At 50.1% G+C, this 17,441-nt stretch carries 12 protein-coding genes; all 12 read right to left on the minus strand.

Features of this window, described 5'->3' with window-relative positions; all coding sequences use genetic code 11:
- Nucleotides 1-154 precede the first annotated feature (154 nt).
- Nucleotides 155-1,258, minus strand: a complete 1,104-nt coding sequence (locus LAP85_06110) for a radical SAM protein (GenBank protein MBZ5495959.1) — start codon at nucleotides 1,256-1,258, stop codon at nucleotides 155-157.
- Nucleotides 1,259-1,298: 40 nt separating this feature from the next.
- Nucleotides 1,299-1,877 carry a hypothetical protein gene (locus LAP85_06115; GenBank protein ID MBZ5495960.1) on the minus strand — a complete coding sequence of 193 codons (579 nt, stop codon included), beginning with the start codon at nucleotides 1,875-1,877 and terminating at the stop codon, nucleotides 1,299-1,301.
- An 82-nt stretch (nucleotides 1,878-1,959) separates the two neighbouring features.
- On the minus strand, nucleotides 1,960-2,649 hold the full coding sequence (locus LAP85_06120; GenBank protein MBZ5495961.1) for a methyltransferase domain-containing protein: 690 nt from the start codon (nucleotides 2,647-2,649) through the stop codon (nucleotides 1,960-1,962).
- A gap of 17 nt (nucleotides 2,650-2,666) precedes the next feature.
- Nucleotides 2,667-3,830, minus strand: a complete 1,164-nt coding sequence (locus tag LAP85_06125; protein ID MBZ5495962.1) for a glycosyltransferase family 4 protein — start codon at nucleotides 3,828-3,830, stop codon at nucleotides 2,667-2,669.
- A 197-nt stretch (nucleotides 3,831-4,027) separates the two neighbouring features.
- The gene (locus tag LAP85_06130) at nucleotides 4,028-5,668 is read right to left on the minus strand and encodes a flippase (GenBank protein ID MBZ5495963.1); all 1,641 of its coding nucleotides are present in this window, start codon (nucleotides 5,666-5,668) and stop codon (nucleotides 4,028-4,030) included.
- Complete coding sequence (locus LAP85_06135) at nucleotides 5,665-7,446, minus strand: glycosyltransferase family 39 protein (protein MBZ5495964.1); 1,782 nt, start codon at nucleotides 7,444-7,446, stop codon at nucleotides 5,665-5,667. The genes LAP85_06130 and LAP85_06135 overlap by 4 nt, the downstream gene beginning before the upstream one ends.
- Before the next feature lie 2,135 nt (nucleotides 7,447-9,581).
- A complete protein-coding gene (locus LAP85_06140) occupies nucleotides 9,582-10,589 on the minus strand; it encodes a glycosyltransferase (GenBank protein ID MBZ5495965.1) in 1,008 nt (335 codons plus the stop codon).
- A gap of 101 nt (nucleotides 10,590-10,690) precedes the next feature.
- The gene (locus LAP85_06145; protein ID MBZ5495966.1) at nucleotides 10,691-11,653 is read right to left on the minus strand and encodes a glycosyltransferase; all 963 of its coding nucleotides are present in this window, start codon (nucleotides 11,651-11,653) and stop codon (nucleotides 10,691-10,693) included.
- Between the two features lie 82 nt (nucleotides 11,654-11,735).
- Entirely contained in the window at nucleotides 11,736-13,337 is a 1,602-nt protein-coding gene (locus LAP85_06150; protein ID MBZ5495967.1) for a glycosyltransferase family 39 protein, read from the minus strand.
- Between the two features lie 83 nt (nucleotides 13,338-13,420).
- The gene (locus LAP85_06155) at nucleotides 13,421-14,776 is read right to left on the minus strand and encodes a B12-binding domain-containing radical SAM protein (protein MBZ5495968.1); all 1,356 of its coding nucleotides are present in this window, start codon (nucleotides 14,774-14,776) and stop codon (nucleotides 13,421-13,423) included.
- Nucleotides 14,777-14,866: 90 nt separating this feature from the next.
- On the minus strand, nucleotides 14,867-15,643 hold the full coding sequence (locus LAP85_06160; protein ID MBZ5495969.1) for a polyprenol monophosphomannose synthase: 777 nt from the start codon (nucleotides 15,641-15,643) through the stop codon (nucleotides 14,867-14,869).
- Between the two features lie 184 nt (nucleotides 15,644-15,827).
- Nucleotides 15,828-17,408: a hypothetical protein gene (locus tag LAP85_06165; protein ID MBZ5495970.1), complete on the minus strand. Its 1,581-nt coding sequence runs from the start codon at nucleotides 17,406-17,408 to the stop codon at nucleotides 15,828-15,830.
- Between the last annotated feature and the right edge of the window lie 33 nt (nucleotides 17,409-17,441).

Genomic DNA, 17,441 nt, shown 5'->3' on the forward strand with positions numbered 1-17,441 from the left:
GAATCGTGGTTAACAGCCACAGTCACCTGACAGCCATATTGGTCCGAGATCAATCATGATGCAACCAGGCATTTAACCGATCGGTATGGTTGAAAGAGAAGTGCTGCGCCGCGGCATGCCCTAGGTTCGACGTGAGACTGAGTCCTTTTTGTCGTCAACTCTCGAAACGATGCGAAAGTCGAAACAAACGGCGCCTGAGATAAAAAGCCAGATAAGTGAAGAATTCCTTCTGCAGGGAGAATTCCACGGCACAATAAGCGGAACAGCGAGGACAAACTTCCCTTTTCATTCTTTGCCGGATTTCCCTTGCCTTCTTGCCATACCAGATCGTGTCAACCCGCTCGTCATAAACGTTGCCGAATACGATCCAGTCTTCCCTTGAGCATGGCAGCACTTCGCCCGTGGGGTACAACGAAAGCACATACCTGTCAAAAGGGCACGGAATCCTTCGGCGGCTACCGTCCATCATCCTAAGAAAGTTGCACCAATAAAGGTTGGTCGGAGCCGTTCCGGCAGCAAGTTTTTTTCTGACGATTCCACGAAGGGTCTCCTTGTCCTGTGGCGCAAAACGCAAGTCTTCGCATCCCTGGAGATTGAAAAACTCATCGAACATCAGAGGCTGGAAAATAACGGGAACACCAAGACTCCTTCCAAGCCTTTCAATATCATCAAGCTCGTTAAGATTCAACGGTTGCATCACCGTACCGATCGTCAATCGAACCGGATTTCCGGCGCACAACCTCTTTAGAGATACGAGCGTACTGAGCACCTGTTCAAATCCGCCTTTGACACCCCGAATACGGTCGTGCGTCTGAGACATGCCGTCAATCGAAACGTTGATTTCAAGCGATTGCAGCCGCTTGAAATCAAGGGCGTCAAGAACTTCGAGCATTCGTTTCTCAATGCGTTTCGCACCGAATCCGTTTGTGGAGATCCAGATGCGCTGCAACCTGGGACAGGCATCCTGAATGATCCTGGAAATATCGGCCAGATCCTCTCTCAAAGTAGGCTCGCCGCCATGGAGATTCACCTGTTCCACTTTTGAAAACATCGGGTTCTGGAATACCTCGCGTATCTTCTCGACTCCTATTTCACCCTTCACCTCTTTTTTCCATCGGTTGCACATGATGCAACGGGCATTACAGCGGTCACACACAGGGAATTGCACCATTCTGGGCTTAGCGGTAAACCACCTGCCGCCGAGATGATACTGAATCCCTCCAAAAACATATTCTGGAAATCGCAAAAGCCGCTTCATTTCACCCAGCATACCTCCATTTCCAGAACCCGAGTGGTTTTCACGTCGTTGAAACGCGAACCTGGCTGAACACCACATCACAAAATTTGCCGCCAATTCCGATACAACCGTGCCTGAGGGCGTTGTCGTGGATCCCCATCGGGTCTCCACCGTCTATGCTGCATTCATGCCACCCCGAGCGGCTGCGAATAACGACATCGTAATCTCTGTAAAGCTCGAATGCGTAGCATTGCTCACCGAGCAGGCTCCAGATGCCTCTCAGTTTTTTAAAGAGCTGTACCTTCTTCTTGTATATACAGAAATGATAGGCAAGGTGATTCCTGACATTCTTGAAAAGAAAAAAGACGATTGCCCCGCCCTCCGGAGGCCTGATTGTGTCTGATTTAAACCTGAATTTTACCCGCAATTCCAGGTCACCCCAGTTGCCGGATCCGATGATCGCCAGGCTTTCGCCGAAGTTCTCCTCGCCATCTCCGTTAATCCTGGCCGAAGCCTCCGATTCTGCCGACCAATGACCTGACAGGATCTGCCAGGTGTGTACCTTGCCGATCACACACCACGGTGCCTTGCTCTTATGAACCTGAAAACTCGAGAGTAGATTGCCCTCCGGCATCGTCATTCGTTGCCCCCGACCCATTGATCTTTGCCTGGAAACAAAGCTGAGATAAATCGGGAATGATGCCATTCCGGGGAGTGAAGAATCATACCCGAGCGCATACGACCAAATGCCATTTGGGGCATACCAACGGCCCGTAGCTTAAACTCTTGGTCGGACGGAATCCGTTCTCCCGCAAAAGAGAAATAAAGGCCTTCTTCCGATAATGCCTGACAATCTCCTGCCATCCAGGGTAAACGCCATGGAAGCGCATGATTCGCAGCCAATTCAGCGGATTCTTTCCAAGGTATTTAGGGTAAAAAAGCACCCACAGAGGATTGCCGTTGGTGTTGTCCAGGATCAGAGTACCCTGCGGTCTCAGCACCCGATGGAACTCACGCAACGCGGCAGGCGGGTTCTCCAGATGGCACAGGACATCAAGCCCGATGATACCGTCGAATGAGTGGGCGCGGAAGGGAAGCGCATGCGCATCTGCATTCGTCGCCATCACTCTACCGAGCGCATCGTGCCGGCCGGCGGCTAATCTCAGCATATCAGCCCCAATATCCATCAGCACAACGCGTTTGCGGGAATTCCTTTTTTCCACTGCAAGAGCGATTCGACCCATGCCCCCGCCCACGTCGAGAATCATTTCATCCCCTTGTCTCTCGCCGATGATCTCGATTGTGTCCCGCCTCTTTTGTTGATAGATCCGATAGAAAGGGTTGTCGGCGGAATCCGGGTTGAAATGCCGGATATATGCACCGCTGCGGAAGATATTCCTCTTAAAGCCCACTCTGCTTCCCCGCAATACTACGCTTTGCTCCTCACCTGTTCGTAGTAGTTTATCAGGCCAGGCAAAACCCTTGAAACCTCAAAGTCAGAGGCCCGTGCCTCTGCCTTTGTAGCGATCTTTTCGCGCCAGGCACGGTCCCTCAATAACTTGATAATCCCACTGGACAACGATTCAACATTTCCTGGTTCAACCAGCAACCCTGACACGCCGTCAACAATGATCTCCTCGAAGCCCGAGCCTGCAGTCGCGATGACGGGCCGGCCCAAAGCCATCGCCTCGACACATACAAACCCAAAGGCTTCCCACAAGGAAGGCAGAACAACCAATTTTGCGCAGCGCACAATCGGGAAAAGGTTTTCCTGTGGCAAATTGTCGAAAAACAGCAGTCTCTCCTGGTAACCTCCGGCTTGTTCCCGGATGTACGCGCGCATCGACCCTCCCTGATATCCGGCATCGGATCCTATAAATGCGGCACAGATTTCAGGAAATTCCCCCAACACGGCAGGCACCGCCCGAGCCAAAACATGGACTCCCTTCCTCTCTTCAAGCCGTCCGAAGTAAAGAACGAACTCTCTATCCTTCAGAATTTCCGGGACATCCTTCCCCGCCCCTAACTGCCGAATCCTTCCGACATCGACACTGTTCGGGATGATTTGAATTTTCGACAGGTCAATGCGCCATTTTTCCGCTACCGTTCTTGCAATCGCCCTTGTTGAAGCAACGATACCGTCGCTTCGCAAGGTTTGCACTCTTTCAAACATGTCGAACAGCAAACGGGACCCGGAAACACTTTTCCCGTTCAATTTTTCCGTGAGATAAAATGGTGTCGCCAGACGAGTGACGAGATGAAACCGCCTCCGAAGGGAAAGAACATAGCCCTCGGCGCCAAATTCGCTGGATTGAACAATGTCGAAAGGACATTGGATCTCTGCAACCTTTCCTGCCACCTGAAAAGAATAGAACAGTCTCGATAGCTCCTGCGGCCTTAGGTTTCGCTGCCTGATCCTATGCACGAAAACTCCGTGTTCGTCATAAGTTCTGGGCCGCGCTCTGGTTGAAGTTACCACATGGACGGTATGTCCCAACCGGGCAATTTCCACAGCGACATTGTAGGTATAGGTTCCGATTCCACCGAAATGGCTCTCCGGAGGGTACTCTTGTGACAAAAAACATATTTTCATGTCAGGCCGTACGCCCGGAATTCCCGGTTGCGAGGTACATAAACTCTATTATCCGCCCGAACTATTCGTCAAGCAGAACCGCCCGCCCGTGACAAGCAACAAGATCGGATGCGGACCAAGACTGAATAACCGGCGTATGTCAGCGTTCCGCCGCGTCCGAAACCGCCTTTTGATCGCATATTTATGAATAATCCGGACTAGTTAACAGTTTTCGCAAACAGCCTGCGATAGTTTCCCTTCACCCAGTCGATTTCTTCCTTTTCATAGGAACCCAGAATTGTGAGCACCCCGAAATAAACCAGCGGAGCTACCACAACAATACCCAACAAGCTCATATTGCCCAGTGCCTTTATGGTTATATACATTACCAGACAACTCAGCGCCGGTTTCGGCAGGATCCTTAGAAGAGAGATATTTTTAAAATATCTTGATCCCAGATAGCTCAGAACCGCCAAAATAAGTGCCTCTGTCGCCAGCTTTGCCCAGGCGGCCCCGAGGTATCCAAACTTCGGTATGAGGAAAAGATTTAAACCTAGATTTGCCGCGACGCATATCCCGATTGCGGCGCTTTTTGCCGCCTGCCGGTTGATTGCGATCAGCAGCACATGGTACGGAGCGGCCGCGAAACATAATGCGACCGTCCAGCTCAATATCTCCGCCCCCTGTATCGAAGCCGCAAACTTCTCCGAAAAAAACAACACGATTGCTCTTTCCGATATCGCAGACAATCCCGCTGCAATCGGCAATCCAATGAGAATGAGGTACCTCAGGCACTGCCGCGACACTTCCCTCAACCGAATCTCTGATTCGCCGTAAAGCACAGAAAACGCAGGCAATAACGCCGTGTAAACGAAAGCAAGAATCCCCACAAACACCATCACAAGCTTTTGGGACACAGAGTAAAGGCCAACGGTTTGATCGTCCGTGAAAAAGCGAAGCAAAAGAATATCTATATGGTAAAGCGATTCCACAAATATAACAGTCAATGCGAAGGGCATGAGCTTATTAAAGAGCCGGCCAAGTTCAAGCTGTCCCAGGTGCAACTTGAATCCGCCGAAGGAACGGTGCGATATGTGAACACAGACCAGCAAATAAACAAAAGCTCCCACCGGAAAACAAGCCATGACGGTCAGATAGCTCAGCCCCTCCAGGACCATCACTATCCCGGCACCCGCTATGAAAATCTTGACGATACAATTCAGCACAGCAACCAATGCCATCCGGTCATGCCCTTTAAACTCAGCAAGAAACACGTCTGCAATGCTGAGAAACAGTTGATACATGCCTAAGAGAGCAAGAACCAGAATGGTGTCAACGGGGAGTCCCTTGAAAAACACCGTTGCCGTCAAGACCCCGAAAACGCTCAAAAACAACAGGGAGAGAAGACGCAGGACTACACCACGCCAAATAAGGTCCCTGCCACCCGCGCCGTCCCTGGCAACTTCTCGAATCAGATATGCCGACATCCCCAGATCGGCAAGCACGGACAAAACATAGGTAAATGAAAAACCAAATGAGTACCTTCCGACGACGGCCTCACCAAATCCTCTGGCAAAATATAGAAAAAACAAAAATTGCCCAACGTTGCCGACCTGATTACCTACGGTCAGGTACGAAGTGTTTTTAAAAAGTCGTGCCCTTATAGACCGATCCGATCTGATTTCCCCGGCTTCAATTACACTCCTGGACATTGTGCCGACTCTTTCCATTTCCAGTCCAAATCGACGACCGCGACTGCGCGCACCAGCTCCCGATCCATCTCCATCCACATTTGCAGCATTGCCTGAATTCCCGTTGCCCGCCCGCGCAACGTCAGAGTCACCCAAGGGCGCGATCATTCTTCAATCTTCCCGCTAGCACCCGCATCCGCAGGCATACCTGGACCGCTTCGCCTTTCGTAGATCTTTAAAACAATATTCAGATCCTCGAAACGCCGCACGCTGACCTCCTTCCAGGTGCTCTGCCCGGCGAAAAAGCGTTCCGCATACTGATTCAGATCCTCTTCTCCATTTCGATATACACCGAGGACGCAGGTGATCCGCTCGTCCATTCGTAAAACGTCCGCAATTTTGTCACTGAAGGGATTTAAAGCATGCGCCTGACGATATTCCTTATATGCATCACCATTGAGCGCCTTCATGAAGCTGAGAAGATGGTACTCCAGTACATTCACGTTCCTGGAGCCGAAATATCCCACGAGTTCGCTGAACGCGAGGCCGTTTCTGTTCGCTAGAAGATTTCGCACATACTGCATGGTCTTCTGCTTCTTTTCCCGGCTTCTCACTTCCTCGTCAAACCTCCTCGCCTCCAGCTGCCATCTGACAGTAGGGCCTTTCAGACTGTTGAAATAATCCCAACTGGAAAACATCGCTAAGTCACGGTGCCCTGTAACGTTCTCAGCGATAAACTCGTATGCCTCCTTCTGCCGTTGATCGCTCCAAAACTCGTACTGGATCAGAGACTGAGGATATGTGCGATACATCCTCACCACGCCTGGAACCATGAGCAGGCAGACACAGAGGCTTCCTGTCAGCAGACATGCAAATCTCTGCCTCGCATTCTTTACATAGGCCGCAACGCCAGAAACGAAAGCGACAAATTCATGGCTCCCTAAAATCCAGATTATCGGAACAAGAGTTATAATATATCGATGTCTGTGATCCAGTTTGAAAGTCAGGAGACCAATTCCTACCAGGAGATTCAGAAATAATACCTTTACCTTGGCTTCCCGCAGTTTTCTTACGGAAAGAAGGACGCTCATCACCACGACCGTCGCGACCAATGGCGACGAGTGGTAAACCTGCAAAAAGCTCTTAGGGTAGTAACCAAAATTCTCGAGACTCCAGAAGCGGTAATAGTGAGGCTGAAAGGTGGCATGATTTATAAAGCTCGTGATGTGCTGAGGATATACAAACCACCCGACCATCAACAAGGTGAATGGACAAAGCAAGCATAAACTGGCGCGCGAGAAGATGGGAGGCGTGTTCAGCATCTGCATAAGCAGGATAGCTGAAATCACAAACACGCCATGATGCCACTGTGTGAAAAATGTCAGCGACATGAAAATGCTGGCGGCGAACATAAATGAGGCACGCCGGCTGCGAAGCGCCTTCAGATAAAAAAGCAGGGTGAGGGCAGACATAAATAGGCCGGGAACCTCAGTCATGCTCATGGCCGAGTAAGCAAGAATCGGCATGGAAGTGGTTGCCAGGACGACTGCGCTCAGTCCGACCCAGTGACCCATCCTTTCTGACATTTCCAGACCGATCAGGTAAAGTGTGATAAGAAACCCGACGAAACAGACGAGGCTCACACTGCGCGCAGCGCTATAGGAGTTTCCAAGAAGAATGTATGCTGGAGCAAGGAGCCAGGAATGAAAAAAGGGCCACCAGCCTTGGCGATACGTGTCGCCCATTAGGGAAACAAGATCTCCTGTCATTATATCCTGAGCAATGATCAGGCCTTCCCATGCGTGTCCTGCTGAATCCCATGCAAAGGGGATGTCGCGACACATTCGTATCGTGGACAGAACTGAGATCGACGAAGCGGCTATGATAAGAGCAGCCAAAACCGCTGCCAGAATCCTTGCCCCTTTTCGCGCGTTTTCTTCAGGCATTATTCCTGTTTGTAACGGGCATCATCGGCGGCGTCTATAGGTGCTCCTCTGCGATCATGCGGGCATATCTGGCAATCGTGAAGGGCTTGACGTTCAGCAACTTCCCGGTTTTACCCCCCGAAGAACAGAACTGAGCGATTTCCAGGAGTTGGGGGGCCTTTTTCCAGAACTCGCCTCCGAAGGTCCATTGACACGCGTCGATGGTGCTCACTAACCAGCCCGGCCTATGCGCTCTCATCAGTCTTCTCTCTGCGCTGCGCAGGTCCCGGACATTATTCACCGTCTCGAACGGCGTCCACCCATCCCAGCGCCCCGCAGTATAGTTCATCGCAATAAACTCATCGTCCAGGTATTGGGCCGCGGGAGGCGCATTGAAACTCGCCTTTGTAAACATGTATTCCAGCCCAGCCGCCTTGACGGCGCAGACAACGTCCCGCTTAATCGCACCCGCCTGGTAGCACTCGTAGGGTCGCAGTGCAGAAAAACATTTCGATATGCCCACGCTACGCGCGGCTTTTCTCATGCTTCGCACCGGGAGATGTTCCATCCAGGATCTCTTGTCTTCCTGGCCAGGTCCTTTTTCCGCCGAGGGTACCCTTACGCGAAAGTAGGGCCAATCATGGTGGAATTGAACCGGCGCCGGCCGTTTCCACCATGCCAACCTGTCCAGGTCCGTGTCCAATGTCCCCCACCATCCCTTGGGTATCAGTTCCTTGTTCCCGATTCGTTGTCCTATCGAGCGCAACCCACGTACCAGACCTTCCCGAAGGCGGTCGCGCTCCATGAAAGATTCGATGCCGACACCGCAACCACAACTGCCCAGAAGGACCTCAACGAGCGGATAGACGCCGCCTTGATCGATGGGAACCATCAACAGCTCCAGTGGGTGATCCACCATGAACTCAAAGCTCTCGGAGGTCAGCACGAGTCCGCATCGCAACTGCGTGACAGCGACCAAATCCATCAAATTGTAGAGGTTAACCAGCTCTCGTACCATTCCACTCCAAAAAACCAGCGAAACCATCACCGTTTTTTCATGTGCTAATCTCCTCAATTCATCATCCGCATATTCCGATTCAAAAAGCCCGGCATCGCTGCCACTAGCTTCCCAGACGGCATTTACGTGCCGGATAGACTGAAAGGGCGGTCTGCACGGATCAACGACCTGAAAACACTGATTCAATCGAGACAATGCAAAGAAATCTCTGTCGCTGTACTGGCGCCCATAGACCATATTGCCAACAGCCGGGATCAACCCTTTGAGCTCGTGGATAATTCCTTCCTGCGGCGTGCCGTAAATCGGTATCAATTGCTTCTCGCAAGCGCTCGGAATCCAATGCGATACCAGCACCGGGTCACCCAGCAGCCATCCTTTTGCGGTTCCCCTCCACCGTTCTGCAGATCGTTTCGTAACGCTCAGGTAATCATCAACTTCACTGACCCTATCCGCGCATTCGACCGCATAGCCGAGCTCCACCAGCTTCGCAAGCACCTCATCATTAACGCAGAAACAGAATATTCTGCCGCCGGGCTTGCATAGCTCTCCCAGTTCCCTCTCAGATATCGTCTCGTGGACACCAAGCGCCTCTCGATAGAAGATCTCCGGAAACAGGTATCCTTCGAGCCCCCTGACCGGTTTGCCGAAATTGGAGCCAATCATAACCATGGTAGACGGCAAGGGGACTCCAAAGTAACTGAACGCCTTTTTGTAGATGACACTGACCTTTTCCGAATCTACGATAGAGGGCACGCTCAGCCGCCTCAGGACGCTTCGAAACAACGTCTCGCCGGAAGTTACCACCGACACATCGAAATAGAGCAATAACTGACAGAATTGTTCGTAATGTCTATCTCCGCATACTGTTCCGCCGCTGAGCTTACCATACGCGATCTCCCTCCAATCACCACCAGGGTGGTGCACACCTTCATGATAGCTGTCAAAATAATTGTCAAACACACACCCGTTGGCCCGGCAAAGCCAAGCCAGCGTTGCAGAAATCGGAACGTTCCTGAAATCATTCCACTTAGCCAGGTACAGGAGCAGTTTCTTACGAGTCCCAGCTGCCAACGCCTTGTGATCCGCGGCAAAGCTCTCTAATTCCCCTTGCATGACCCCACACATCCGTTCACGCACATCAGCCCGGGCGGCTAAAATACCTCCAGCCCAAATATCTAACAATTCCCAGCGCGAAGCCGACCATACTGTAAAGATAATACAAAAAATAGAGCGCCAGTGCCTTGACGGCAAATCGCGCACCACGCGCGCCAAGAAAAAAGCGAGATAGATCAACGTTTAATATTAAGAAGGCACCCATCAGAAAAGGAATCACGGCCAAGAACCATATGGATAAAGGTGCCAGAACGAGGCAAAAAACCACTAAAAGAGAACATGCAGCGCTTATCTTATATCTTGGCTTTAGGTTAAGGTCATCGGCCATCCTACCGTGACGCAGCATTAGCATCGTCCACGGCACTGCCCGGTCAAATAGATCCGACTTGACCAAGCTCAAAAAAGAGTAGTTCTTCAGGTGTTTGACAACTAAACTTTTGTTCAGCCGTATCCTGCATCCTATCGCCTTGAGTTTGTACCCGAGCTGTATGTCTTCCATCATTCTGCAGCGTGGGTCGAATCCCGCAACCCCTATAAAAGCGGTCTTCCGTATGGCGCCAAAGCCGCTCCAAAATGTCCCGGCGTCCTCTCGGCCGTGTTGATGGATGAAATGATGGAACAGGTTCTTGTATTGCGAGCAGAAATTGACGCATGCAGGATCATTATCGTAAGATCCGAATACTGCAGCCAGATCCGGTTCCTCGGCAAAGACCTTGACGGTCTTTTCCAGTGTATCTGCATAGATTTGAACATCCGCATCCGTAAATACCAGGATATCTCCCTCAGCAGCCTCTGCTCCCCGGTTTCTTGCAGTTGCAGCACCCTGCCGGCGGTCCAAACGTATGACTCTTACTCCTATTGATTCTGCCAGATCCGCACTGTGATCGCTTGATTCGTCATCCACAACAATGCACTCAAAATCCTTATATGAGGAAGCAAATATGCTCCGGAGGCACTGCGGGAGTGTCCGGCATCCATTTCGGACAGGGATGATAACGGAAGCTCTAATCCGGCTCATCTCATTCAATACCATTTCACCAGCCAGAGTTGCACAACCTCAACCTTGGCATAAGGCATCTAATAAGACCTTCCCAGCGCTCAAGAACAAAACCCAACATAATCCACCAGGCTCACTCATCGCTTCGATCCCGCTTCCAATATTCGGAATACAAAAACACCCGCCAAGGCACCACAAAAATGTGCCATCTCCGTTCCAACCATAACAGGAAGCGTGACCAACACCTCCAACATACTCTTTGTCCCATACAGCCGCTCATCTCTGAGAAGACCAAGGACAACAAGCGCGAAGCAAATAAGCGCCCCGTACCCGAACACCGCATTAATCGCGAGGCCCGGCAGCAACAGTAGACACAAAAGCATAAGAAAGTGTCTCTTTAACATCGGTGACATTCCCTGCCTCTTGCGATACCAGATCGAGCTGTAGCCTCTCAAATATTTCTGTCTCAGCAACCCTAACAAAATCGCACGGTGCTTGTGATGAACCTTCGCCTTGGGGTTGTACCAGATACGAAATCCACCCTTTATCAGGTCGTCGCAAAGCATTGCTTCTTCGTATCCATACTTGATTTCCTGATTGAACCGATGCAACCGAAGCACGCGCGCGTCAAAGGACATGTTGCAGCCCTGGATATACGAAACGTAGCCCTCCGATGAGGCCACATAATTGTGTCCTCGTTCAGACCGCTCCCAGATATTATTGCAGCATTCATCCCCAATATAGCCGCCGACGGCGGCTACATCCTTATCACAGTATCCCTTAACCAGCTCAGATAACCAGTCTGGATCAGCGGTGCAATCCGCATCTGTGAAAGCAATTATGTCGCCCTTTGCTAACCCAATGCCTACATTCCTGGAAGCAGCCACTCCCAGATTCGCCGCATTGGACGCCACCGTCATCAGGCCCCTCATCCGGTCCTGAAATGTCTGCAAAACACCAATGCTATCGTCTGTAGAACCATCATTTACAACGATAACCTCCTTATTGTCATAGGATTGATTCTCTAAGGATTCAAGGCATTCTCTCAATTGCTCACCCATGTTATAGCAACACACAACCACGGAAACAAACTTTCCCATTACCAAACCCTGATCCTATGAATACGGCAACTCCTGGGCCTTTAAAAAGCAGATCCCAGATTTGCTCGGCTATTCTTGTCCTCTATCGCACGGACCATTTGTGAAAATCATAATATATTTTTTCGCCAGCTCTCACCTTCAAAAAGTAGATTCTTACAAGGCCTGAAGCGGACATTCTCGACCCAAGAGGTACGGCATCGCTAACGTAAAAACCCGCAATTTCGTCTTCCCACACTACAAGCGTGTCGACATAATCGGGCAACGGTATCGGCTCCAAAATAAAATCTGTAGGCATCCAATACGTCCGCGGAGTAGTGTCGTGATGACTCGTGAAATAAACATTTTGAGCCTCAATAGGAATTATGGACCTACTGAATATCAGAGGAAACGGGCAACATATCAAATAATCAGGCAGATAGTAGCCGGCCTGGGTGTTGACCCGGCAAGCCAGAATCATTGCCTTCTGAGGTGACCTTACCTCATGCGTCAACTTGATATGTTCCGCCAATTGTTGGTCCCCACTTTTGATAGCGTCATAGGACACAGCGGTATCAGCGAAAATGAAAAGCCAAACATTAACCGCGAGAATTAAAATCACAGAAGAGGCCACCAAAATATTTTTGTTCAACAGAAACGGAAACCCCTTCAAGGACCTTGATCTCCCATTCCCCATGAGCAATCCAGCAGCACAGTCCACATCCGCAGCCAGCGCCTTTAGTGACTCTGACAGGAATACAAATAAGGGCGGCAAAATCACGATCACCTGACCCGGATTATAAAGAGTCACTCCGAGGTAAAATAACGTCGCCGGCACGACCCAAATAAGCATCAACTGCAGCCTGGCATCCGAAATAATAAATGGTAGGCGAAAAAACCGGCCACAGTAGTAGGTCATGGGAACAATCCCCACAGTCAGGCTGTAGACCATAAAGCCAGCCAAAATGGTTCCCCGAATTTTGATTTGAGACAAATAAGGCAACGGATCCACAACCACTCTGCTGAATTGCCCGTACAGGGCGCCAAGATAACCTTCTAAGCCACCGGAAAGTAGAATTATCGGAAAAAACCATGTGCAACAGCATAGCGCGAACACACAAACAGCGAGCAATACAGATTTACGCGGTGACTTTCTCAAAGCGAATATCCAAAGAGGCAATAGAACCATAATTGCGCTCTGGCGCACTCCCGTTGCCAGGCCGAGAAACACAGCCGACAAATATATCCACTTGCGGTTTTTGAGGACGATCTGATAACATGAATATGCAAACATGACGCCGAAGAATGCATCAAGGACATATGTAAAGGGCATTTCTCCATTGTACCAAACGAGGGGGGAACTCAAAAATAGGGCCGCACTCAAGATTGCATTTGAACGTCCGAACATGTTCAGCGCCAAATAATATAACCCCACCACGGTCATGACACTCGCGATTATACTCACCGCCACCAGACTCGCGCCTTCCTCATGCACGAACAAATTCACAAGCTTGGCAGCGGCGACATAAAGAATATATCCTGGGGCGTGGGGACGCATTTGGCTGACGTCATAGTGCGTCATGGCTAAAGCGAAGCGCGTTGAATCGCTGTTAAATAGCAGCCTGCTGGCAAATGGCAGCCGCGTCACTAAGCAGAGCAAGCCCAGGCAAAGTGCCAACATGAGGTCCTTGTTGACCTTGATTCCCAAATCACCTCTCACTGTGTATTTATGCGTCTGACATCAGCGTTGAAAATCCCAGCGCAAGACCTCATTGTCGCCCCATTATGCTGCTAGAGGTAGCCCAATAACAGCTTGATCTGGCCACTCAGGGATCTGAGGTCGCCCCGCAACAATCTGCTCCCAACATAAGTCGGCCTCAGATAGAATTCCAAATAGGCATGCCGGATGACTTTCTTCAACTTTATCAAATCTTCCCCCTGCAGGAATGCTTCCGGAAACATGGCTTTGCCAAAAACGTCCGAATCCTCCTGCAGCACCTGATCGTACAGGACCGTCGCCGGATAGGGCGTAGCGATATGAAAAAGGGCGTAAGTCGGGTTAAGCTTTTTGGCAAAGTTGATTGTTTCCTCCATTTCCCCGGCATCGGAGTTGGGAAAGCCCAGCATGAAAAAACACGCAGAGTCGATGTCTGCTTGGTGCACCAGATGCATCCCCTCTTCGATTTGCCTGATCGTGATCTTTTTATTGACTCTTGCCAGCAACCCGTCGCCTCCAGCCTCTACACCAAAGTGAATCAGGCGGCAGCCTGCCTGTTTCATTTTCCTCAATAAGTGCTCGTCCACAAGATCCAGTCGGGTCTGGCAAGTCCAGCAAAAGTCGTATCGTTTCCTGCTCAGGTAATCACAAAGATCCAGAACCTGGTCACGAAAAACCGTAAATTCGAGATCCATGAAATAGGCTCTTTTTATTCCGAAGCTAGCAATAGCATATTCCACTTCTTCGATAAGTTTTTCCAACTTCTTTCTGCGGACGCCGAGACCATACATTTTCAACAGGCAAAACCTGCACTTGGAAGCGCATCCTCTGGATCCCTCGAATAGTGTAAAATTGTACCCTAGGACCTCATAATGATATCTATTCATCGGCAGCAAGTGAAATGCAGGCTTGGGCAGGTTGTTTAAATCGACCGGCCGCTGCTCTTCTGTAAGAATGACCTTTCCGGCCTCGCGAAAAGCCAGTCCCTTGATTTCTGAAAGAGGCCGTCCCTCACAGAGCTCAGCCACAGTAATTTCCGGTTCGCCGCGAATGACCGCCTTTGCCCTGGTCAGTTCCAAAATCTCGGCCGGCTTTACCGTTCCATGCACCCCAATCACATAGATTTCATCAGAGACGCGATTAATTTGACAAACCGCGTTTAAGAAAGGCTCAATATCCAAACAGGGGCATTGCCACCTGTCCAGGCTGGAGGAGGATACAAAAACTTTGTCGAAGCCGCTAACGAGATCGGCCACTTTTTCAGGAGCCAGCGCCATGGCATTGGCGTCGACAATCCTTACCTCATGACCCTGCCCTTCGAGGACCGCACCAGTATTTGCCAACTCAAGTGGCGGCCACACCCGGTTGTAGATCTTGCCCTTTCGGCTCACGAGCCGTCTTTGATAGGGATTAACAAGGGCGATCTTCACGCCGGCCTCGCCTTCTCTTTACACATGCTTTCACGTGCAGCGCATCTTCCCGCCAGCCTTGCACAAGCGTGAGCCATACTCAAACACCCTTTACCTGCTCTGGGACCCAGCACCGTTGACAAACTCATTATAATCTCTGAAAATAAAAGATAGATGTTTCACGATCTCGAATATCGGAGCACGGCATTTCAACGTTATCCAGAACGCCTCCCACACCACACGTCGCGATATTTTTGATGTCCCGTGCCGCCTTTCCTTGAAAATAATCGGAATCTCTATGACCCTGAACCCGCGCTCAAAAGCTAAGTAAGTCATTTCGATCTGAAATGCATATCCATCCGATCTAATGCAGCCCAGATCAATGGCTTCAAGCACCGACCTGCGGTAGCATCGAAATCCTGCAGTGAAGTCCCAAACCGGCCTTACCATAATATAAGAGACATAAATATTCGCCAATTTGCTTAGCAGAAGTCTGCGGAACCTCCACCCCTCTATTCTGATCCCATTTTTATATCGACTTCCGATAACCAGATCAGCCTGATCCGCGCTCATAATAAAGTCCTGAAGATATGCAGGGTCGTGAGATAAATCAGCGTCCATCTCGAATATGAGATCCGCGCCGTTAGCAAGAGCATATCTGAATCCCTCTACGTACGCTGTTCCCAAACCGGCTTTTCGCGGCCTGTGAATCGTGTGGACCCGAACATCGTCCTGCGCCAGAGTATCGGCAATTTTGCCCGTACCATCCGGTGAGTTGTCATCCACAATAACGATATTGAATGAAGGCTGAAGTGCGTGTATTTGCGACACGACTAGCTTAAGATTCTGAGCTTCATTATACGTTGGAATCACGGCGAAAACCTTCACTTTGCTGCTCCAATCCGATCGAAGTTAAATCCCCTGGTCTCCAAGATAATACTTCCTGAAAAGTTTGATCCGCCTCGACACCTTTTAATTCCTTCCAACCTGCTGTCCAACAAAAACCAGTTTACCTCCGCCTCAGTTTGAGCCTCTTTGGGCAAATCACAGCTCATCAGCATTTGACCAAGCTTTATCGGGCTGCCTCCCAAATCTCCATCTGAGGGTACATTCGCCGCATCTCCGTCAACCTCGCATATCCCAATGCCGATAAATCAATTCCAAGCTTCTTTAATGAGGGAGTCCCAGGATATTGCTTCAGGCTAATGACCACAAAGCGCGGTGCGTTTTTTTCGAAACTATCCTGAAGATCCTGCTTGAATCTCGGCAGGCACGTAAACCATGGAAGAATATAGTAAAATCTCCCAGGGGGAAGGCGATCCGAATCAAAATACAATCTACCGCCCATCCACCCCCAAACCAAAATTCGATCGCGCTTGTCAGTCAATGCGGCCAAATTCTTTCCCAAAATCGGAAGGTCATGCAAATAGCGGGCATATTCCTGATCGAACCATGCCGGAGCACCGTACGAGCGCAGCGGCCAGCGCTGCGCAAAACCGGGATAGATCTTGTCTACAAGCAGAGGTACATAATAACTTCCAACATCACCCAAAACCAGGATACTCCACAGCAGTATCATCGCCACAGCCCCCCTGGCGACTTTGCGACTGCCTGACTCCTTCACAAGGCGAAGGAATCCCTCAATACACAAGACCAGACCAATTACGAGAAACGGGATCGAAGGCACGACATGCCACGATTCCCATCGCGGAAAGATGGAAAAAGCAGCACATATGCCCAGCGCAAGTACAACATAGTGTTTCCACACTAACAGATGCCGCTTCGCCTTGGATAAAACGACAACAAATAATAGAAGAATAATAGGCGCGGCAATCGTTATGAGACGCACTATCTCACCCATCGGCGGACGCTTTCCTCCGCCTTCAATATAACGAGTGGATAAATTGTACTGTATAATCCAGTAAAAGGCCTCACCCAATCTTCCCACAAACGAATACCACAGAGCAGCCGAGGCAATCGGCAAAAGCACACCAGCAGAAAATGCAAAACATTTGGCAAATCGCGATCCCAGCCCCTTCGGTTTGGTATAGATAGCAATCATGAGCGCGATTGCTACAATTCCGGCGAGTTGCTTGGTCAAAAAACCCATTCCAAGGCAGAGCCCGGCAGCAAAAAACCATTTCCATGAATCACATTTCAGGATGATCAGGAAACCAGCGAGGTAAAAAAGGGGAAGGAACGTATCAAACCAAAAGTTTGTACCGCCATAAAATGGCCAGAGTATGCCAAAGAGAACGATGGAAACCACTCCTGCCCTCTTCCCGGAAAGCAAGTACGCAGAATAGCAGGTCATGATTGCAGTAGCAGAGGAAACCGACAATAAAAGCACTTTTCTGACGAGAAGAGATGTTCCAAACAGGTAGTATATTCTAGCCAGTGATTCCGTCAAAAGCGGGGCATGATGCGTGGCGATATCCTGATAGGTTTTGAAGCCCTTTAAAATTAAGAATGGCTCCAGCACCAGCTCATCCCAATCGTGGAAATATCCGGCGGCATAGAGCCAGGCAATGTACATGATAACCGCAATGTTTCCGCAGATAAGCAAGCTCCGAGCCGAACTTCCCGGATCGTCGCCAACGCCGTTCACGCCAGAAACCGACGAAATTCTTATTTTATCCCCCGTATCGTCCATTCCACCTTCATGACCGAAAATCGTAGCCAATCG

Source organism: Terriglobia bacterium (assembly GCA_020072565.1).
Lineage (GTDB): Bacteria > Acidobacteriota > UBA6911 > UBA6911 > UBA6911 > JAFNAG01.

Coding starts and splice junctions, on each gene's coding strand:
- LAP85_06110 (MBZ5495959.1), bottom strand. CDS start 1,258: ATGAAGCGGCTTTTGCGATTTCCAGAATATGTTTTTGGAGGGATTCAG.
- LAP85_06115 (MBZ5495960.1), bottom strand. CDS start 1,877: ATGACGATGCCGGAGGGCAATCTACTCTCGAGTTTTCAGGTTCATAAG.
- LAP85_06125 (MBZ5495962.1), bottom strand. CDS start 3,830: ATGAAAATATGTTTTTTGTCACAAGAGTACCCTCCGGAGAGCCATTTC.
- LAP85_06130 (MBZ5495963.1), bottom strand. CDS start 5,668: ATGATCGCGCCCTTGGGTGACTCTGACGTTGCGCGGGCGGGCAACGGG.
- LAP85_06135 (MBZ5495964.1), bottom strand. CDS start 7,446: ATGCCTGAAGAAAACGCGCGAAAAGGGGCAAGGATTCTGGCAGCGGTT.
- LAP85_06140 (MBZ5495965.1), bottom strand. CDS start 10,589: ATGGTATTGAATGAGATGAGCCGGATTAGAGCTTCCGTTATCATCCCT.
- LAP85_06145 (MBZ5495966.1), bottom strand. CDS start 11,653: ATGGGAAAGTTTGTTTCCGTGGTTGTGTGTTGCTATAACATGGGTGAG.
- LAP85_06165 (MBZ5495970.1), bottom strand. CDS start 17,408: ATGGACGATACGGGGGATAAAATAAGAATTTCGTCGGTTTCTGGCGTG.